Origin of the sequence: Roseibium aggregatum (assembly GCF_017309185.1) — a bacterium.
GTDB lineage: Bacteria > Pseudomonadota > Alphaproteobacteria > Rhizobiales > Stappiaceae > Roseibium > Roseibium aggregatum_B.
This window is the reverse complement of record NZ_JAEKJZ010000001.1, coordinates 2,249,664-2,268,021: the sequence shown is the minus strand read 5'-3', so window position 1 is coordinate 2,268,021 and position 18,358 is coordinate 2,249,664. Positions and strand designations below refer to the sequence as shown.

The 18,358-nt window shown below is 60.6% G+C and carries 17 protein-coding genes, 1 tRNA gene and 1 riboswitch; of the genes, 8 read left to right on the top strand and 10 right to left on the bottom strand.

Features of this window, described 5'->3' with window-relative positions:
- Positions 1-81 precede the first annotated feature (81 nt).
- Positions 82-1,548, top strand: a complete 1,467-nt coding sequence (locus tag JF539_RS09810) for an efflux transporter outer membrane subunit (protein WP_207140101.1) — start codon at positions 82-84, stop codon at positions 1,546-1,548.
- Between the two features lie 116 nt (positions 1,549-1,664).
- Here JF539_RS09810 and JF539_RS09805 read toward each other — a convergent pair whose 3' ends face one another.
- Positions 1,665-2,147: a GNAT family N-acetyltransferase gene (locus tag JF539_RS09805; protein WP_207140100.1), complete on the bottom strand. Its 483-nt coding sequence runs from the start codon at positions 2,145-2,147 to the stop codon at positions 1,665-1,667.
- 422 nt (positions 2,148-2,569) lie between these two features.
- Here JF539_RS09805 and JF539_RS09800 point away from each other — a divergent pair, with 422 nt between their 5' ends.
- Positions 2,570-3,328, top strand: coding sequence for an alpha/beta hydrolase family protein (locus tag JF539_RS09800; protein WP_209017068.1), 759 nt, complete (start codon positions 2,570-2,572; stop codon positions 3,326-3,328).
- 67 nt (positions 3,329-3,395) lie between these two features.
- Positions 3,396-4,472 carry a serine hydrolase domain-containing protein gene (locus JF539_RS09795; protein ID WP_207140099.1) on the top strand — a complete coding sequence of 359 codons (1,077 nt, stop codon included), beginning with the start codon at positions 3,396-3,398 and terminating at the stop codon, positions 4,470-4,472.
- A gap of 168 nt (positions 4,473-4,640) precedes the next feature.
- Here JF539_RS09795 and JF539_RS09790 read toward each other — a convergent pair whose 3' ends face one another.
- The 7 genes from JF539_RS09790 to JF539_RS27995 all read right to left on the bottom strand — a co-directional run bounded on the left by JF539_RS09790 (position 4,641) and on the right by JF539_RS27995 (position 11,180).
- Positions 4,641-5,207, bottom strand: coding sequence for a regulatory protein RecX (locus JF539_RS09790; protein WP_207140098.1), 567 nt, complete (start codon positions 5,205-5,207; stop codon positions 4,641-4,643).
- A complete protein-coding gene (locus JF539_RS09785; RefSeq protein ID WP_207140097.1) occupies positions 5,197-6,033 on the bottom strand; it encodes an MBL fold metallo-hydrolase in 837 nt (278 codons plus the stop codon). The genes JF539_RS09790 and JF539_RS09785 overlap by 11 nt, the downstream gene beginning before the upstream one ends.
- On the bottom strand, positions 6,033-6,836 hold the full coding sequence (locus tag JF539_RS09780; protein ID WP_207140096.1) for a TatD family hydrolase: 804 nt from the start codon (positions 6,834-6,836) through the stop codon (positions 6,033-6,035). The genes JF539_RS09785 and JF539_RS09780 overlap by 1 nt, the downstream gene beginning before the upstream one ends.
- A 141-nt stretch (positions 6,837-6,977) precedes the next feature.
- Entirely contained in the window at positions 6,978-8,048 is a 1,071-nt protein-coding gene (locus tag JF539_RS09775; protein WP_207140095.1) for a DNA polymerase III subunit delta', read from the bottom strand.
- Positions 8,048-8,734 (bottom strand): dTMP kinase, encoded by a 687-nt coding sequence (gene tmk / locus JF539_RS09770; RefSeq protein WP_207140094.1) that lies wholly within the window; start codon positions 8,732-8,734, stop codon positions 8,048-8,050. The genes JF539_RS09775 and tmk overlap by 1 nt, the downstream gene beginning before the upstream one ends.
- A gap of 44 nt (positions 8,735-8,778) precedes the next feature.
- Entirely contained in the window at positions 8,779-9,945 is a 1,167-nt protein-coding gene (locus JF539_RS09765; protein ID WP_209017067.1) for a D-alanyl-D-alanine carboxypeptidase family protein, read from the bottom strand.
- Positions 9,946-10,040: 95 nt separating this feature from the next.
- Positions 10,041-11,180 (bottom strand): septal ring lytic transglycosylase RlpA family protein, encoded by a 1,140-nt coding sequence (locus JF539_RS27995; RefSeq protein ID WP_207140093.1) that lies wholly within the window; start codon positions 11,178-11,180, stop codon positions 10,041-10,043.
- A 755-nt stretch (positions 11,181-11,935) separates the two neighbouring features.
- Between JF539_RS27995 and JF539_RS09755 the strand changes: the two genes are divergently transcribed.
- The 4 genes from JF539_RS09755 to JF539_RS09740 all read left to right on the top strand — a co-directional run bounded on the left by JF539_RS09755 (position 11,936) and on the right by JF539_RS09740 (position 15,060).
- Positions 11,936-12,025: transfer RNA gene (locus JF539_RS09755), tRNA-Ser, on the top strand.
- 507 nt (positions 12,026-12,532) lie between these two features.
- Complete coding sequence (locus JF539_RS09750; RefSeq protein ID WP_207140092.1) at positions 12,533-13,513, top strand: ParA family protein; 981 nt, start codon at positions 12,533-12,535, stop codon at positions 13,511-13,513.
- Positions 13,514-13,526: 13 nt separating this feature from the next.
- Positions 13,527-14,051 carry a hypothetical protein gene (locus tag JF539_RS09745; RefSeq protein WP_207140091.1) on the top strand — a complete coding sequence of 175 codons (525 nt, stop codon included), beginning with the start codon at positions 13,527-13,529 and terminating at the stop codon, positions 14,049-14,051.
- Positions 14,052-14,247: 196 nt separating this feature from the next.
- A complete protein-coding gene (locus tag JF539_RS09740) occupies positions 14,248-15,060 on the top strand; it encodes a transglutaminase family protein (protein ID WP_207140090.1) in 813 nt (270 codons plus the stop codon).
- A gap of 63 nt (positions 15,061-15,123) precedes the next feature.
- Here JF539_RS09740 and JF539_RS09735 read toward each other — a convergent pair whose 3' ends face one another.
- Entirely contained in the window at positions 15,124-15,717 is a 594-nt protein-coding gene (locus JF539_RS09735; RefSeq protein ID WP_207140089.1) for a flavodoxin family protein, read from the bottom strand.
- A 37-nt stretch (positions 15,718-15,754) separates the two neighbouring features.
- A complete protein-coding gene (locus tag JF539_RS09730) occupies positions 15,755-16,633 on the bottom strand; it encodes a sigma-70 family RNA polymerase sigma factor (RefSeq protein ID WP_207140088.1) in 879 nt (292 codons plus the stop codon).
- A 370-nt stretch (positions 16,634-17,003) separates the two neighbouring features.
- Positions 17,004-17,126, top strand: a riboswitch (guanidine-I (ykkC/yxkD leader).
- A gap of 125 nt (positions 17,127-17,251) precedes the next feature.
- Here JF539_RS09730 and JF539_RS09725 point away from each other — a divergent pair.
- Positions 17,252-18,322, top strand: coding sequence for a putative urea ABC transporter substrate-binding protein (locus JF539_RS09725; RefSeq protein ID WP_207140087.1), 1,071 nt, complete (start codon positions 17,252-17,254; stop codon positions 18,320-18,322).
- Positions 18,323-18,358 lie beyond the last annotated feature (36 nt).

Sequence of the window (18,358 nt, the reverse complement as noted above, 5' to 3'; positions counted from 1 at the left end):
GACGCGCAATCCGGATGACGACCTTTCAAACAATGGACCGCTTCAGTCGAAGGCGGAAAGAAAAACAGGACTTGGGTGGCGATGTCTAAGACGGCGCTTAAATCGGTTGGGGCAGGGCTACTGATCGCCGGATTGCTGAGCGGCTGTGCCGTCGGTCCGGATTATCAGCAACCCAATATTTCAGTACCTGGCCGCTGGTCGAACACCAGCCAGGCGACGCCGTCCGGCGTGCCGCAACTGGCCTACTGGTGGACACGGCTGAACGATCCGGAACTGAACCAACTGATCGAGATCGCGATCAACAACAACCTGGATGTGAGATCGGCCAAGGCCAGGGTTCGGGAGGCGCGCGCCAGCTACAAGCAGACGACCGCGTCCCTCTTTCCGAGCCTCGACGGATCGGCGGCGGTAACCCGATCGAAGTCAACCGGCAGCTCGTCCACCGGCTCCGGAAACTACAGCACGGTTTGGAACGGCGGTTTCGACGCGGCCTGGGAAATCGATCTCTTCGGGGCCAACCGCAGGGCCAAGGAAGCCGCAAAATACGGGATCGACGCGGCGGAGGAAGATCTTCGCTCGACGCTGCTGACGCTGATTGGCGACGTCGCCACAAACTACGTGGAAGCGCGCGGTTTCCAGCAGCGGATCCATCTTGCGCAGCGAACGGCGAAATCGCAGTGGGACACGGCCGAACTCACGCAAAAGCGGTTTGATGCAGGCACGTCTTCCGGAGTCGATCTCGCCAACGCAAAAGGGCAGGCCGCATCCACGGAGGCGGCCATCCCCACGTTGAAAACATCGCTTGCCGCGGCACAGCACAGGCTCGGAGTGCTGACCGGACAGGAGCCGACGGCACTGACGAAGCAGTTGAACAAGAGCAGCCGTATCCCGGTGCCGCGGATACCAATACCGGCGGGTGTGCCGGCCAACATCCTGTTGACCCGGCCGGACGTCCGGCTCGCCGAACGCCAGCTCGCGCAGGCAACGGCCCAGATCGGTGAGGCGGAAGCCGCCAGGTATCCGTCGATCAGCCTGACCGGGGACATCGGGACCAGTGCCTCGGATTTCGGCGATCTCGGCAAGAACTCCTCCATAAGCTGGTCGTTTGGGCCGAGCCTTTCGGTGCCGATCTTCAACGCCGGCAAACTTGCCGCGGCCGTGGAGGTAACCAAGGCGCAGCGTGACCAGTACTTCCTGGCCTATAAGGCATCGGTACTCGAAGCGCTCGAGGATGTCGAAAACGCGCTTGTCGGCTTCAACCAGGAACGGCGGAGACTTTCGAGCCAGAGGCAGTCGGCGCAAAGCTACAAGAAGGCTGCGGAACTGTCCCGTTCACTTTACACCACCGGTGCTGTTTCCTTCCTGGATGTGCTCGATGCCGAACGCTCGACGTATTCCGCCGAGGATACGCTGATCCAGAGCAGGGTGCTTCTGACCACTTACTATATCTTTCTTCAAAAGGCACTTGGCGGCGGCTGGAACGGGGAAGTCGAAACGAGCACGCCCGAGGTCGTCGATACGAACACGGGGCCGCATTTTCAGAATTGACGCGAGCCGGTCCTGACCTTGCCGCGCCAGCGGGAGGGACCGGCGGAACTCAAGCTGTTTTCACGAATACGCAGACGGCAGGCATATCGCGAAGGTCAGGAACGGACCGGGCGGAATCATCTGTCATTGGACATCACGATGACATCGATCTGGGGAAGGCCCTCATCCCGTCCGGGAAAGACGCTTCTCCCGACCTCTTTGAAGCCCCACTTTTCGTAGAAGGGAGCGGCATTCAAAGTGGCCTCGATCTTGACGATCCCGTGCCCATCAGGCGTGGTGTCGCGCAATGCGCGTTCCAAAAGAGCTGCGCCAACACCTCTTCCGGCATGATCGGCATCAACGAACAGGCGTTTCAATTCTCCCGGCACGCCATGGGCAAACCCGATTGGCACGGATCCAAGCTCCGCGATCCAGATCTGCTGATTCCTGCAATCTTCGAGATAGTCGTCACTCGCACGTCCAGCCATCCAGGTCGCTACGACTTCACGAGGGTAGGGATCCGGGCTCAGAGTGCGAACGGAAGCGCCGACCAACGCAAAGACGGCTTCGGCGTCGTCGGCGGTTGAGCGGCGGTAGGTAATTCGGTCAGACGTTTCCATGTTTTCCAGCCGTACGTCTATCGGATGAGTTTAGAAGAATTTCCATGAAAACATCAGATCTGTCCAACGAGTCCTGACAGGGGCAGGAGCCGTTTTCACCCAGGGTCTGTGACTCCTATATGTCCACAGACCGTAGGTCGCGTGCTGTGACAGTTAGCTCGCGAAGGCCGTAATCAGGATCGTCACGCTGGATTTTTGAAATGCTTCAATCGAGCGACCGGACGATCGGTCCCCTGAACTTGCAAACGAAATTCTGCCTTGAACAGGTCAGTCCTAATCCTTGTCGGCCGTGCCAATGAACCGAGCTCCGGGCGGTTTTCGGTCATTTTGGCGGTGAGGGGGCGCTGTGGATCTCGAGCCAGACATTGACATGAATTCGGCAGAACATATCCTCGGCCGCAACGTCGGCCGAGGTATTTGTTTTGGTGGTGGTTTCACGACATCTGATTAAACGGGACGGTGGCGACACGGTTGAACTGTTCCAGGCAAAGGGGGGCAACACCCCTCATGGCGGTGCCATGCTGTTTGTTCATGGCAATCAGGGCGGTCGTCTTATCGGTGCTAAGGAAGCCGTCGATAGCGGGATATTGGCGCGTGTGTCTGCGCGGTTGAACATCACGGCAGCCGCAGTCTCCCAGCCTGGCTTCGGAGCGTCCGACGGACCGCCAGATTTCTGCGGACCCGAAACTCAACAGGCGATCATGGCTGCTTTGTCTTTTTTGATGGAACAGCCATCGGTCGATCCTGAGCGTGTTGTCCTCTACGGCAACAGCCGCGGCGCCGTTGCATCGGCGATGGTTGCGTCCCGGTTCCCGGAGCTGCGGGCCGTCGTCCTGTCCAGCGGCGTCTACGATCTCAAGGAAGTTATCGCTCATTGTTCAGAGGGCCTGCGACGGGCTATTCGAACGGAGGCCGGTCTGTCGAACGAAGCCTTTCGGCTTCGGTCGGCCCTGTACCATGCGCACAAGATCCGGTCGGACGTCCTTCTTTTGCACGGAAGATACGACGACCGCGCTCCGGTAACCCAAGCCGAAGCATTTTCGGACGCATTGGCGGATGCCGGAGTAGCTGCCGTCCTGAATGTTTTCGATTGCGGTCATCGTATCCCGCGGGAATTGACGCAAAGTGTTCTTGGACCTTTTCTCAAAAGGATGTTCGGTGGCAACGAAACCTATCACTGATCCTGTTGATGGCGTTCCAAAACACGCCGCCACGCATGCAGAACTTTTTCGGTCGGCGAGGGCCACAATGATTCAACGGTCAGTTCACTTTCTTCTGCCAGTTTTTCTGGTCTTGAGCAGTGTCTTGCATCCGTCTCAGGCCGAGACGCTCAATCGGAAACTCAAAGACAGTTTCGAGGCGGGTGAGTTGCCGGGCCTCCACGGGGCGATCATCGATTTCAAGGACAAGCGCCTGGCGGAAGTTTATTTTCCCGGCTCCGACGAACGCTGGGGCGATCCGCTTGGAGAGCGCAGGCACTCGGCGGAAACACTCCATGATCTTCGCTCGGTCACGAAATCGGTTGTCGGACTGCTCTACGGGATTGCCTTGGCGGACGGCAAGGTTCCCGACCCTGATGCACCGCTTTACAAGCTGTTTCCGCAGTATGCAGACCTTGCAGGGGAACCCGGGCGGGAACGCATTCTCGTGGCCCATGTTCTGTCAATGCAAATGGGTCTGGAGTGGAACGAGGACCTGCCATATTCGGACCCGCGCAACAGCGAAATCGCCATGGAAAGAGCTTCCGACCGGTATCGCTATGTTCTCGAACAAGCCATCGTCGAACCTCCCGGTCAGTCCTGGCGATATAGCGGCGGGGCCGCGGCGCTTATCGGAAAGCTGATTGCGGATGGAACCGGACTGGACCTGGATGCCTATGCCCGGGAGAAGTTGTTCGAACCGCTCGGCATCGAGACCCATGAATGGATCAAGGGAGCGGATGGGGAGGCCTCCGCTGCTTCGGGTCTGCGCCTTACATTGCCGGACCTGATGAAAATCGGCCGGCTGGTCGCCCAGGACGGCGTTTATGACGGCCAGAGGATTGTGTCTTCGGACTGGCTGGCACGTTCATTCGAACCGCAGGTCAAGATCAGCGATCAGATCCGGTACGGGTACCTCTGGTATATCGCCGGACCCGAAAACCACGTCGTCGCCATCGCTGTCGGAAACGGCGGTCAGAGATTGACGGTGGAGCCGGACCCGGGCCTGGTCGTCGCATCGTTCGCGGGCCGCTACAACGATCCGGAGAGCTGGCGGACATCGATCAAGGTTCTGTTCGAGTTTGCCGTGCCGGAAGTGAGAAAACTGATCGCCGGCTCAAAATAATATCTGGTTTGGCGCTGGCCGTTTTCCGAAAGTGCGGTCAGGCATTCGCTATGCGGGGCAGAGTGGACGTGAGCCCCAGAAGCGATACCGACACAGCGCCTACCAACGAAATTCGCATAATCAATATTATGGAATATTTTTAATTGGGTGTTTGGCGCTGAAAATCAGTCACTTGGCGGATACCCCCGCTGGAGCGTCGCCGGATGCGTCGGCTTCCGTGTCGATTTCTCCGTCCACGACCCTGCGCGCGAGCTCGAATGAAAATCCAGCACGGCACATGGCGGCAAGATCCTTGTCACGGCGATCTTCGCGCTCGGTTGCCTTGCGGTATGGGCCAAGGCGTTTTCGCCGTGCGAACGCCTTGGCGGCGTCATCGTCGGTCTGTGCGTCCTGATCCAGAACGCTGCGGATCGTTTCCCGGTCGACGCCTTTGGCCGCGAGCTTCGCCTCGATCTTGCGGCTCGATGCGCCGCGCCGCCTGAGGCTTGCGGTTTTGGTCTCCGCGAAGCTCCGGTCATTCACCAGACCGGCGCGCACGCATTTCTCGACGACTGTGCGAACCAGGTCTGAATACGTCTCGAGATCTTCATCGAGACTCAGACAGGCCTTGAGAACCTTGCGCTCCAGAACCTTGCGTAAATTCACCTCGGATGACGGGTAACGCTCAAGATAATGGACCGCGGCTCTGGTCAGCCGGTCTTCGGTTGGCAGCTTGTAACGCGGCTTATCCCGCATCGGCTGTCAGGAAGGTCTCTTCGGCAGGATCTTGAAGGTTGATGCGCAGGCCGTCATAGGCCGGCACAATCGATTCCGGCAGTTCCGATTTGAGTGCGTTATAGTCCAAGTCATTGTGAAGATTGGTGAAAACGGCTTTTTCAGGCGCTAGTTCCTTTGTCCAGGCCAAGGCATCGTCAAGGCAGAAATGGCTCGGATGCGGACGGCGCCGCAGGCAGTCGAGAATGAGATAGTCCAGATTTTTCAATCTCTTGGCACTCTCACCGTGGATGTCCGAGACATCCGGAATATAGGCCGCGTTTTCGATGCGGAAGCCCAGAGCGGTGATATCGCCGTGGATGACGGGGACCGGTTCAAGAGCGATGCTTCCACCTGCACCGGAGATGACCACGGGACACTCCGGGTCAATCGGGAAATGCTCCAGAATGGGTGGATAGTTCGACCCGTGAGGCGTTTGAAAACAGTAGGTAAAGGCTGAGAACGCGCGCTCGTACGTCGGCTCATCCATGTAAACCGGGACTTTCTTGCCCGTGTGGACCCAAAAGGCTCTTAAGTCGTCGATGCCGTGAAGGTGATCGGCATGGGCATGGGTATAAAGAACCGCATCGACACGGCCGACGTCAGCGTTCAGAAGCTGTTCCCGGATGTCGGGGCCGGTGTCTATCAACACGGTTGTGCACCCGTTTTCCCCAAACTTTTCCACAAGAAGCGCACAGCGTTTACGGCGGTTTTTCGGCTCGAGCGGATCGCACACACCCCAGTCGTTGCCGACGCGGGGCACGCCGCCGGACGACCCGCAGCCGAGTATTGTCAGGACGGTTCCCATCAGTGGGCAGCCTCTTCCCGAACGTGCGACCTGGGCACTTTCTTGAACAGGCGGAAGAAATTTTCCGTCGTCTGGCGGGCGATGTCTTCTACCGAAACGCCCCGTGTCTCCGCGAGTACGGCGGCGGTCATCGCCGTATAGGCCGGCTCATTGCGTTTGCCGCGCTTCGGTTGCGGGGCCAGATAAGGCGCGTCTGTTTCCACCAGCAAACGGTCCGCCGGCAATTCCCTGGCAATCTCGCGCAGTTCTTCCGAGCGCTTGAATGTCAAAATGCCGGAAAAAGACACATAAAGACCCAGTTCGATACCGGTCAGGGCAAGGTCGCGGCCGGAGGAAAAACAGTGCAGGAGGGCAGGAAACGCCCCCTTCCCCATTTCCTCTCGCAGGATCGCGGCCATGTCATCGTCGGCATCGCGCGAGTGGATGACGAGCGGCAAGCCGGTCTCCCGCGCGGCCTCGATATGGATGCGCAGTCCCTCGGCCTGTGCGTCTCGCGGGGCCTTGTCGTAGAAATAATCCAGACCGGCCTCGCCGATGGCGACGACCTTCGGATGGGCGGCGAGACGGATGATCTCGTCAGCCGGTATGCCGCGCTCTGCTTCCGCATTGTGAGGATGCGTCCCGACAGAGCAATAGACTTCCGGGTAGGTCTCGGCGATCTCCCGAACCCGGTCGAAATTCCTGATATGCGTGCAGATGGTCACCATCAGATCGACGCCGGCGTCGTGGGCACGCGCGATCAGGTCCTGACGTTCGCCGTCGAAATCGGGAAAATCGAGGTGGCAATGGCTGTCAACGATCATGAAAGGTCCACAGTGATTTTGAAATTATGTATTTAGCTGCACGTCAGGTGAGTCTGATAGACGGAATGCTCGGAATTGCCAACCGGGCGGGTCTCCAACTTTCGCGCTCACCGGGGGCCGGGCCGGGTCTTTCGAAAAATCTCAAAACGCCTGCAAGCCACGCAATGCCAGAAAGAAATCGAGAACCACCTGTTTGCGGTCGAGGTTGAGGGCGTCGCTTTCCCCGATGGCTTTTTTGGTCTTCTCCCAAAGGCCGACATATTCAAAGGCGTTCGGGATACCGCTCTTGAGTGCCTGACGCATACGGGCATGCAGCCAGGTCTCGGCGATGTGCTGGAAGCTGTCCCAATTGTCCGATTGACCGCGTGCCGCGACCAGATCCGCAAGAGCGTGGACTGCCGCCAAGTCGAGCCCTTTTGCCGTTTCAGCCAGTTGCCGAACCCCCTTGGCGATGGTCAGACCGTCACCCGACAGAAGGGTCAACGCCGACCTCAGACTTCCGTCCGCGGTTTTCGCGATCTCCATGAGATCCGCTTCGGACGGCAGCGCGGACGGCGCGAGTTCGCGCAGACCCGTTATGATTTCCTCCGGTTCAAGGGGCGCAAGGTCCAGCCTGCGGCATCTGGAACGGATGGTGGGCAGAAGCCGGCCGGGCGCATGGCTCAACACCAGAAAAAGGCAGCGTTCGGGCGGTTCCTCGAGGATCTTCAAGAGCGCGTTCGCGGAGCTGATGTTCATGTCGTCGGCGGCATCGACAATGCAAAGGCGCCAGGCATTGGCCGATGCGGTCGTTCCGAAAAAGGACACCGTTCTGCGAATTTCATCCACCGGCAGATCGCTCTTGAAGCGCTTGGACTTTTCGTCCCACGGACGGCGGAGATGCAGGATGTTGGGGTGACCGCCCCCCTTCAACTGTCGCGCAGCCGGGTGATCTTCCGGGACGCGGAGCGTGTTCTTTGAGGCCGTCTCGGGTCCGAAACGATCGGGATGGGCGACGGCGAACCGGGCCAGGCGGAAGGCCAGCGTCGCCTTGCCGATCCCCTTCGGTCCACCCAGGATCCATGCGTGGTGCAACCGTTCCGACCGGTAGGCTTCAAGCAGGGTGGCTTCTGCCGCCGTGTGGCCGATCAACCGGTCACGTTCATGGGGAAGCGGCACGCCCGGCAGCGCATCGACCTCCGGTGTTTCGACAGGCTCGCGTCTCGGCGCCATCAGACGGGCTCCGCCCCGTGTTCAGACTCGTGGCGCACCGGCTTCAACGTGCTGGAAAAGGCTTTGAGAACGGCGTCCCGCACGGCCCTTTCGACACGATCCGGATCTTCCGTGCCGTCGATCACGGCGAAACGGTAGGATTCCTCGTTCGCAAGGTCCAGAAACAATTGACGCCGGCGCTCATGAACGGCGAGCGCTTCTTCCTCGAAACGGTCCGGTCCATCCGAGTTTTCCTCACGGGCGCGGCTGGCCACGCGGCCAAGTCCGAGCTTTGCCGGAACGTCGATCAGGACCGTCAGTTCGGGGCGAACCCCGGCAACGGCCGCGGTTTCGAGAAGCCTCAGGTAATCGGTGTCGACGCCGGCCTCGCCCTGGTAGACCCTGGTTGAATCGGCGTAGCGGTCGCACAGGACCCAGTCGCCGCGTTCCAGCGCCGGCTTGATCTTGGTGTCGACGTGGTCCGCGCGTGCGGCGGCGAAGAGCATTGCTTCTCCCCTGGGGCCCAGTTCCCGGGCCTCGCCCGACAACAGCAGCGTCCGGATCTTTTCCGCTCCGGGCGACCCTCCTGGCTCACGCGTGACGATGACGCTTTGTCCGCAGCTTTCCAGAAACGTCTTGAGCCGTTCGATCTGTGTCGACTTTCCGGCCCCTTCTCCGCCTTCGAATGTTATGAAGTGTCCAAGCACCCTGTCCGCGGCCTTTCCAAGTTTCCACAGTGGTTCCCGGCGCTCTAGCCGATCCAGCCGAATAGCAATTCCTGCAGTCCATCGAGCGCGCGGCCGAACATTTCGCCCTGACCGATGTCTGCACCGGTCACCAGCGGTGCGCGATAGACAACTCCGTGCTTTCCGAGAACTCGAATTTCTCCGACCCTGTCGCCTTGTTTCACCGGCGCGCGCAGCGGTCCTTTGTAAACCACCCGGATCCGGTACTCCAGAGTATCTCCCCGGGCAAGCAAGACGTCGATATCGGTTTTTGAAACGAGAGGTACCGAGCCTTCAACACCGCCGTAGACGCGGGCTTCAGCGACCTGCTCTCCCGCCTTGAAAACCGTGCGTATGCTGAAGAAATCCCATGCGCCGGCGATCACTTCCTTCAGCGTCTGGAGCCGGTGTTTGTCGGAAGTCAGGCCCGCGACTACGGCGATGATCCTGCGGCCGTTGCGGTTGACCGATCCAAGGCCGGAATAACCGTCGTTCTTGTCGATTCCGCCGCCAAGACCGTCCAGGTTGCGGATTTCCCCGATGAGTGGATTCTTGTTGCGCTGAAAAATCTTGTTCCAGGTGAATTCCGGCAGGGCGAACAGCGGGTAGAAGCTTGCATGGTTCTCCAGGATATATTCCGCCAGCAGCGCCTGGTCGCGCACAGTCGTCTGACTTGGAACGGTGTCGTAACCCGTCGGATTGCCGAAGCGGCTGTTCTTCATGCCTATGGCCTGAGCCAGTTTCGTCATGCGCTCGGCAAAGGCTTCCTCAGATCCGTCCAGGCATTCCGCAAGAATGATCGCGGCATCGTTGCCGTTGTGAACAAGCAGACCCTTCAGGAGGTCTTCAACGGCGATTTCCGACTTGATCGCGGCGAACATGGTTGACCCCCGCGACGGTGCGCCGCCGGTGCGCCAGGCGTGTTCGCTGACTTTGCAAAGCTGATCTGTTTGCATCTCCCCGTCTTTCAGGGCGCGAAAGACGGTCGCGGCGGTCATGACCTTGACCAGCGAGCCCGGGGCGAACGGGTCGTGCGGGGCTTTGGCAAAAAGAATAGAGCCTGAGGAAGGTTCGTAGAGAAATGCTTTTGGGGCCTTGGTGACGATCGTCTCGGCGGCGTTGATGTCGCTCGGCGCGGCCAGCAGCGCGCCCAGAACCATCGGTACAAGCCGAAGGGCGGCACCCCGAAACACTTTCCGCTGCAGTCGCACAGTCAAAGCGCGCGCCCTCACCGTTCAATCCGTCCGCACCATGTCAAACCGAAGAGTGAACGGCCCTTCGATTCCCTTTATTCGTCGGACGGGATATTAGCAGCAAGTTCACGCATGGAAAGGCTCGGGCCAAAAGTAGCGGTGGCCAAAAGCGCATGAGCGCCGGAGACCCGTTCGTTGGCACGGAAAGAGGACACGGCGCCACCGCCCTGCAAAGCGCTGGCCGGCAGGATACCCAAGGTGCCCGGCGCCGGTGCCTGTTGGGGGGCATAGGCGGAGGGAGACGGTTCGAACCTGTTGTTGGAGGCAACCTCTATCGTCGGCCGTCCTGCTTCAAACGCGATGGCCGGGTCGAAGGCAACGGACAGCGGCGCCGGAGACTGCGGACGATAGGCGGCGACAGTGGTTGGGGCGCTCAGGTAAGGGCGCGGGCCCGGTGCGGGCACTTTTCCGAAAACCACTCGCGGCGCGGGTTGAAGCGTTTGGGGATCGGCCTGGGCCAGAAGTGTTCCGGGCATCGTGCCGCCGGGGACAACGGAATCTGCGCCCTGCAAGGATGCCATAAGATAGGCTTCGTCCTGGCCGTGGAGCGGCGCCTTGCCGACATACTCGACCTTGACCTTGCCGACGCCTGCGGACTTGGTGCCCAAAAGGGTGGCGACGCGCTCCGACAAGTCGATGACCCGGTTGCCGTGGAACGGGCCTCGGTCGTTGACGCGCACGATCATCGAGCGGCCGTTGGCCACGTTTGTGACGCGCGCATAGGACGGCAAGGGCATCGTGGTGTGCGCGGCGGTCAGGCCGTTGCGATCAAAGACTTCGCCATTCGCGGTCTTGCGGCCGTGAAAGGTCGGACCGTACCAGGACGCCAGTCCGGTCTTCTTGTAGCTCGTATCTTCCTTGGGGTAGTACCATTTGCCGGCTATCTTGTATTTCTTGCCGACCACGTAGCGCCCGCCGCCCTTGGGCACGGGCTTGCCGGCGGCAACCATGCGCGGGCTGGCCTTCACGCCGTATTTCTTTTCGCTGAATTTGACTTTTTCAGGAGGAGCGCTGCTGCAGGCAGCCACCGCGGACACGGCCGCGATGACGACCAATCCGGAACGAACCTGTCTCCAGACCGTTTTACCGGTGCGCTGACTTAGTCGTTGCGCGCCGGCTTCATCCCCACAAGACGTTCCCGCCACCTGGCGAGTTTCCCCGTCTATCCCTAGCATGTCGCCGTCCTACTCACTTACGCGTTGGCGGCCCCGCAGCTCACGCGACTTTCCCGACACTGGCTTACATCCGCGCCGGTTTAAAAAGGCAATCGACACTCCGACGATCTGTCCCCGCAAGACGCACTGCCCCCGCTACGCGTCCCACATTGCCCTGTTTAATCCCATGTTCCTTACTTCAAAGTAAATCTTGCGTCGAGGCTTCAGGCGCGCGACCTTTTGGCTTTCAACGGTTTAACGAAGACTCCGCCAGCGACAGAAGGTTCATTTGATCGCTAGAATGCTGATTTAATTTTATTTTCCCGTTCAGCTTCCGCCGTCACCGAACTGTTGCCTGTAGAACACACGCGAGGGAAAATCGGCAAAGAGCCTCGTTGTGACATAGGTCACATCCGCGTTTCGGGATTGCTCCTAAGGTCTCCTTATTGCCGATGACCGCCCTGTCACGGCAATGCTGGACCCCACCTCCAGCTTCGGCCGCCGGTTCAAAACCCTGCCCACGACACCGGACCGGCGGCCTCTTAACTTTGTCCATGTTCCGGCGCCCAAGCGCACCTCCTGCCCCTACCCCTTGATTGCGCAAGGGCCCGGAACATGGCAAAGCCTTCCGCCTCTCCGCGCCATCCGATCCAAACCCCATCCACACGAATCTCCGCCCGCTTCGACGCGGCCGTTCACCCGGCGCTTGACTTTCTCGCCGAGACGAAGGAAACGGAAGACAGCGCAGCCGACCGGAGACCGGATCCGGCTGCCCAGGTGAGGTGGCCGAGTGGTTTAAGGCAGCGGTCTTGAAAACCGCCGTGCGTGAGAGCGTACCGTGGGTTCGAATCCCACCCTCACCGCCACTCCCCTAAAGAGCCCAATTATTTCAAAATCCCTTTATTTTCCGGTTGGTTGGCGCGCCTCGAACCGAGTAAGCTAGGCTACCAATCGGGCGATATATGGCGAAGGTTTACAAGCGCGGGATCCCGAAAGATTTTCATGCGCTTTTCGGCGATCGGAAAATTAAGCACAGCCCAAAAACTGACAGTTTCCGAGCCGTGACTATCGCCGGTCAACGTCTCGATATCTTTTACGCCGATGAGTTCAGCCCTTTATTGCCTTGGGCCGCTAGGGCGCGGACGATCAATAGGATCATTGTGGATCCGGTGAGCCAAAAAACGGACGGATGACCGCCCGCTCTCTCAGCGGCCCAACCCGCCTCGCCTCCTGCGTAATCGATTAAAATCTACGTCGAATTCGTCTCAAAGACACACCGCTCGATTATCGGACGGGCAAGACATCCCTGCTTTCATGGCCCATAGATGCACCAGAGGACCGGCTGCAATGGGCGCCGGTGGGAGAGGTGAAACATGTCCAGTGACGACAAGGCAAGACCAGCCGCACAAGTGGTGGTGTTTGCCTCGCAAAAGGGCGGATCGGGCAAGACCACGGTCTCGGCTCACATGGCGGTGGAAGCCGAACGGGCCGGCTATGGCCCGGTGGCGCTGATCGATACCGACCCGCAGGGCTCGATGACCAAATGGTGGAATGCCCGAGCCAGCGCCACCCCGGCCTTTGCCCAGATTTCCGTGCTCGATCTGGCCCGCGACATCGCGGTGCTCGAGGAGGCCGGCTACCGGCTTATCGTTATCGATACGCCGCCGGCGGTGACCTCAACCATCGCCGAAGTGATCATTCATGCCGATCTGGTGGTGATCCCGACCCGGCCCAGCCCGCACGACCTGCGGGCGGTGGGTCCCACGGTGGATATCGTGCAGATGCAAAACAAGCCGCTGGTATTTGTGGTCAATTCGGCCACGTCCCGGGCCCGGATTACCGGCGAGACGGCGGTGGCCCTGTCCCAGCACGGCACCGTGGCGCCGGTTACCCTGCACCACCGGGTCGATTTTGCCGCCTCGATGATCGATGGCCGTACCGTGGGCGAGGTCAATCCTGATAGCCGTTCAGCGGTGGAGACCGCCCGGTTGTGGGCCTATTTTCAGGACCGGCTGATGCGGATGCGGGGCGACGGGCTGGACTTGATCGACCGGCCGCCGCGACGCACCTTCGAGGATGATATTCTCAGCCCGGCCACGGCCGGGATGTCGTCCCATGTCGAAGATGAGGAAGAGATCCCGCTGGAAGACCGGCCCGGCTATGCCTTGTCCGGCCTGGCGCCGCGCTTGGGCACCGGCGCCGGTGTCGCAGTCACCGAGCCCGATCCGCCTGCCGAGGCGGAGAATTCCAACTGGGACGGGGTGGAGCGCCGGCGCGCCGATACGGGGCCGCCGCCAGGCCAGCCCGATCGCCGCCGCTCCCATCAACCTTTCGGCCGCCGGCATATAGCATAAGGAGACCGATACGATGAGCCGCTACGCCAGTCTTCATGCCGGGCTTCTCGCCCGCAAGGGCGAGGCCTCGCCCGCTCAGCCCTCGGCCTTTGCCGGTGCCAGCTATGTCGATGCACCCGCGCCGGAACCGCGGGGTCCGGAAGAACGTCGCGACGCCACCTGCGCCGACCTGCCAGCCCGGACCGTCCTGCTGAGTAAGCCCCCCGCAATCGATGCGGCCAGAGCCCCCGCCCGTGAACCCGCACAGGCCACACCGGATGCGCAGCCCCTCTCTGCGGACGCAGCCGCCCGCGGCTGTTGTCAAGGTGCCGGGGTAACATGGCCCGCCGATCCCCATGCCGGCGTCGACCGCCTGCACCGGGTCGAAGCGCGGCTGACGGCGGAACAGAAGCGCCGGATTCTGACCGTCGCCGTGCAGAGCGGGCACAGTCAGCAGCGCATCCTGTCCGACGCGCTCGACGCCTGGCTGGACGCGCTGTCAGCCGGAGATATGCAGGGATGCGCCTGTCTGAAAGCCCGCACGCCTGAGTCGCGGTGATATCATCCTCCGGCGATCACTTTACCGTGCCAGGCAAAGCGGTCGCTGATTTTTTTGACACATTCGACACTCCGCCGGCCCTTCCGCCGACGTCCCCCAATCTACTGTCTGAAGATTTCTCAGGGTGTGGTCACTCCACCCTTTTCCTCCTAGATTTCAGTCTTTCGAATTCAGAGACCGTTTGAGGGGACGACACTTGCGTTTTTCCGTTCAACACGAAACCTGCTATCAATATTCCGTGCCGGTCAGCCTCGGCGATCATCTGCTTCGCCTGACACCCCGTCCGGACAGCTTCAGAGTTCTTCAGCAAAATTTCGAGATCGACCCGGAGCCGGTCTGGCGGCGCGACGAGCTTGACCGGTACGGCACGCCTGTCACCCGGTTCGGGTTCAGCGGCGAAACGCAAGTTCTACGGATTGTCAGCAAGTTCGAGGGAGAAACCGTCAGCTACGCGGAGCCCCTACCCGGTCTTCAGCCCCTGCCATGGAGCCAGGGTTCGATGGTGGAGTATCTCGGCGCGGGAGAAAACGCGCCAACGCACCGTTTTGCCGGCGACCTTGCAGCTGAATGCGGAGGTCAGGCCGAAACCTTTCTCAATCTCCTCACGCGGGTGCTTTTCGAGCGTTTCGACAGGCATATCCGGATGGACGGCAATGCCCAGAGCGCGGCGGAAACCTTGGCGCTGGGGCGTGGGGCTTGCCGCGACCTGGCGGTTCTCTTCATGGCGGCCTGCCGGAGCCAGGGCATTCCGGCGCGTTTTGTCAGCGGCTACCAGGCCTTCTCCGAGACGGCGGACGGCGGACGCCACCTGCACGCATGGCCCGAGGTCTGGTTTCCCGGCGCCGGGTGGCGGGGCTACGACCCGACCCACGGGATAGCGGTCCGCGACGGCCATGTCGCTCTCGCCGCGGCACCGGATCAGGAGGCGACAATGCCCGTGGAAGGCGGCTTTTGGGGAAATGGCGTTACCTCCACCCTGGATTACCGGGTGCGGATCGAAGCCGGTTGAGCTTTTCCGTAACCGGTGCGGATGTCGTGCGACACGTCAAGCCCCGGCTTCAACGGCAAGCCTCTACGCAGCCAACTGCCGTCCGCGAACGAACTGAGCGGTCACCTCGGCGACGCGCCGGCCGAGATGGCGTGCGGTTTCCAGATCGGCCGCCGGTGGCGCCGTGTCCGGCCCTTCGTCGGTATTCGATTGCGCGGTCGCGCCGAGCCAGCAGCCCAGGCGGTTCAGGTCTCGGGCCGACCCAAGGGAAGAATTGTTGGCCGGCGGCAGATCGAGATTGACCCAATGCATGCCGTGCTGCGCCGCGAACAGGACGAGCTGCATCAGGGTCGCCAGCTTGTCCCCGGACTGGGCGCCGGAATTGGTGAAGCCGGCGGCAATCTTGTCCTTCCAGAGATAGCCGCCTGTCATGATTTCGCGCGAACTGGCGTCCTGAAAGGCCTTGAACTGCGCGGAGGGTCCACCGACATAGGTCGGCGCCCCGAAGATGATCCCGTCCGCCGCATTCAAGATGCCCCATGAGGCCGGGGCCGCGTCAACGGAGAGCAAAGTTGCCTTTGCGCCTTCAGCGTCTTCGACCCCCCTTGCCACCGCTTCGGCCTGCCGGGCGGTATGTCCAAAGCCGCTGTGATAGACGATGGCGATTTCCGTGTTCATGAGCTTCGGTCCTTTAAATCGGTGTGAAGGAGGAATGTCAGGTCTGCTGCGCCAGGCTCCGTTGAAGACTGATCAGCTTGTCCGGGTTGCGCAGGACAAAGACGGCGGACACCGCACCCTCTTCGATCTGCAGCGCGGTCGTTTGGAGGATGTCACCGCCCTCGACGGTCACGAACCCGGGCAGGCCGTCGATGCTTGCATATCGGACCAGGCGGGACGGTTGTTTCCGGAACAGGATCGCGAGTTGCGCAAAGCGTCTCATGACGTCGTCGATGCCGACGATTGGCCGAAGCGAGGCGGCAACCTTGCCGCCGCCATCGGAATAAGCCGTGGCGTCTTCGCGCAGCAACTCGCGAAGCGCGTCCAGATCGCCGGTCCTGGAGGCCTGGAAGAACGCTTCGGCCAGCCTTCGCCCTTCCTTTCTGTCGACGGCAAATCTCTGCCTCGCGGCGTGGATGTGTTCGCGCGCCCGGCTGGCAAGCTTGCGGCAGGCCGCTTCTTCCCGGCCCAGGGTGTCGGCGATTTCGCCGTAACCGACCGCGAAAATGTCATGCAGGAGGAAGGCAGTCCGCTCCAGGGGCGACAGGCGTTCCAGCGCCATCATCAGCGGCAGCGTGATATCGTCCGCAATGTCCTCGTCTTCAGGGTCGAACACCGGTTCTGGCAGCCAGGGACCGATATAGGTTTCGCGCTTGCGACGGGCAGACTTGAGCACATTCAGGCAAAGGCGCGCGACAATCGTCCGTAAATAGGCTTTCGGTTCGCTCACCGCTTCGCGCTTCACATCGAGCCAGCGCATGTACGCGTCCTGCACCACATCTTCCGCATCGGCCACCGAGCCGAGCATGCGGTAGGCAAGACGGATCAGCTGCGGCCTCTGTTCGGTGAAAAGCGGATCGTGACCCGTATCGGACATCTTCGGTCGTTCTCAAGCGTTGGCATTTGCGTCATCGACCCTGCAAGGGCCGGGCAGGACGGATCGGGTGAACGGGTTTGGCGGCATGCTTGCCTCCTTCGAAGTGTCGGTTCGATAGACAAGACAAGGCAGCCGGACCGTTTGTGACATGGTGAAGATATTTTCTTTTGCGACAAGCAATTCTCTCGCAGCGAATTGGCAACGAAACTGACCGGAAACTGTTCACCTGCCGCCCAGTTTTTAGCCAGAACATTGATTGCAAGTTCGTTCTGTCGTCGAGAAGAAATTACCGGAACAAAATAAGTCATTGATAGTTCGAGAGCTTTACATTCCGCCCAAACTGGCACTGCGCTTGCTTTCCTTAATTTTCGTGCAGCGCGCCTAGGGATCCGGTTTTTTTCAAAAACGCAGGACCGAGAGGCGCAAGCCGGGCAGGAAGGGTCGTTTTGGCCTGCATAGCCCGGTGACACGGCGGGACAAAAACCCGGGAGACAACTGCACGAGGTTTCGCGCGCGCGAACCTGCTCCCGGCCGTGCGCAAGAACCTCAAGACGTAAGCCCAGATTGAGCGCTCCTCTCGGGAGGAGTTCAGGGGCCCAAGACAGGAGACGCGCACAGATGCTGAAATCGATTGCCAAAGCTTCCCTACTCGCCGCAGTGCTTTCCATGCCGCTGTCCTATTCCGCCGCCCAGGCGGAGGAAAAGAAAGACTTCAAGGTCTGCTGGTCGATCTATGTCGGCTGGATGCCCTGGGGCTATCTGCAAGACAGCGGCATCATGAAGAAATGGGCCGACAAATACGGGCTCGACATCGAAATCGTCCAGATCAACGATTATGTCGAATCCATCAACCAGTATACCGCCGGCGAGTATGACGGTTGCTCCATGACCAATATGGACGCGCTCTCCATCCCGGCCGGCGGCGGCATCGACACCACCGCTCTGATCGTCGGCGACTATTCCAACGGCAACGACGGCATCATCCTGAAAGACAAGACCGAGCTTGCCGATATCAAGGGCCAGACCGTCAACCTCGTGGAACTGTCCGTCTCGCACTATCTGCTGGCGCGCGCGCTCGATACGGTGGATCTGAGCGAAAAGGACCTGAAGGTCGTCAACACCTCGGATGCCGACATGATCGCCGCCTACGCGACACCGGATGTCACCGCGGTCGTTACCTGGAATCCGCTGCTTTCCGAAATCGAAGCCCAGCCGAATGCCAACAAGGTCTTCGACAGCGCGGGTATTCCGGGCGAGATCATCGACATCATGATGGTCAACACCGACACGCTCGCCGACAACCCGGATTTCGGTAAGGCGCTTGTCGGGGCATGGTATGAACTGATGGCGCTGATGGCCTCCGACAGCGAGGAAGGCATTGCCGCGAAAACCGCCATGGCCGAGGCTTCCGGGACCGACCTTGCCGGCTACGACGCGCAGCTCGCCACCACGAAAATGTTCTACACCCCCAAGGACGCGGTCGATTTCACCAAATCGGAGGATCTGCCCAAGACCATGAAATTCGTGGCGGAATTCCTGTTCGACAAGGGCATTCTCGGCGAAGGCGCGCCAAGCCCGGAGTTTGTCGGTGTCTCCTTCCCGGACGGCTCCGTCTACGGGGACAAGAACAACGTGAAGCTGCGTTTCGACCCGAGCTTCATGGAGATGGCCGCCGGCGGTTCTCTCTGATCCTGACGTCTCCGGCGGGATCCGCTCCAACCGGGC

Coding starts and splice junctions, on each gene's coding strand:
- JF539_RS09790 (WP_207140098.1), bottom strand. CDS start 5,207: ATGCGGGATAAGCCGCGTTACAAGCTGCCAACCGAAGACCGGCTGACC.
- JF539_RS09780 (WP_207140096.1), bottom strand. CDS start 6,836: ATGATCGTTGACAGCCATTGCCACCTCGATTTTCCCGATTTCGACGGC.
- JF539_RS09735 (WP_207140089.1), bottom strand. CDS start 15,717: ATGAACACGGAAATCGCCATCGTCTATCACAGCGGCTTTGGACATACC.
- JF539_RS09795 (WP_207140099.1), top strand. CDS start 3,396: ATGATTCAACGGTCAGTTCACTTTCTTCTGCCAGTTTTTCTGGTCTTG.
- JF539_RS09775 (WP_207140095.1), bottom strand. CDS start 8,048: ATGGCGCCGAGACGCGAGCCTGTCGAAACACCGGAGGTCGATGCGCTG.
- JF539_RS27995 (WP_207140093.1), bottom strand. CDS start 11,180: ATGCTAGGGATAGACGGGGAAACTCGCCAGGTGGCGGGAACGTCTTGT.
- JF539_RS09730 (WP_207140088.1), bottom strand. CDS start 16,633: ATGTCCGATACGGGTCACGATCCGCTTTTCACCGAACAGAGGCCGCAG.
- JF539_RS09745 (WP_207140091.1), top strand. CDS start 13,527: ATGAGCCGCTACGCCAGTCTTCATGCCGGGCTTCTCGCCCGCAAGGGC.
- JF539_RS09725 (WP_207140087.1), top strand. CDS start 17,252: ATGCTGAAATCGATTGCCAAAGCTTCCCTACTCGCCGCAGTGCTTTCC.
- JF539_RS09805 (WP_207140100.1), bottom strand. CDS start 2,147: ATGGAAACGTCTGACCGAATTACCTACCGCCGCTCAACCGCCGACGAC.
- JF539_RS09750 (WP_207140092.1), top strand. CDS start 12,533: ATGTCCAGTGACGACAAGGCAAGACCAGCCGCACAAGTGGTGGTGTTT.
- JF539_RS09810 (WP_207140101.1), top strand. CDS start 82: ATGTCTAAGACGGCGCTTAAATCGGTTGGGGCAGGGCTACTGATCGCC.
- JF539_RS09785 (WP_207140097.1), bottom strand. CDS start 6,033: ATGGGAACCGTCCTGACAATACTCGGCTGCGGGTCGTCCGGCGGCGTG.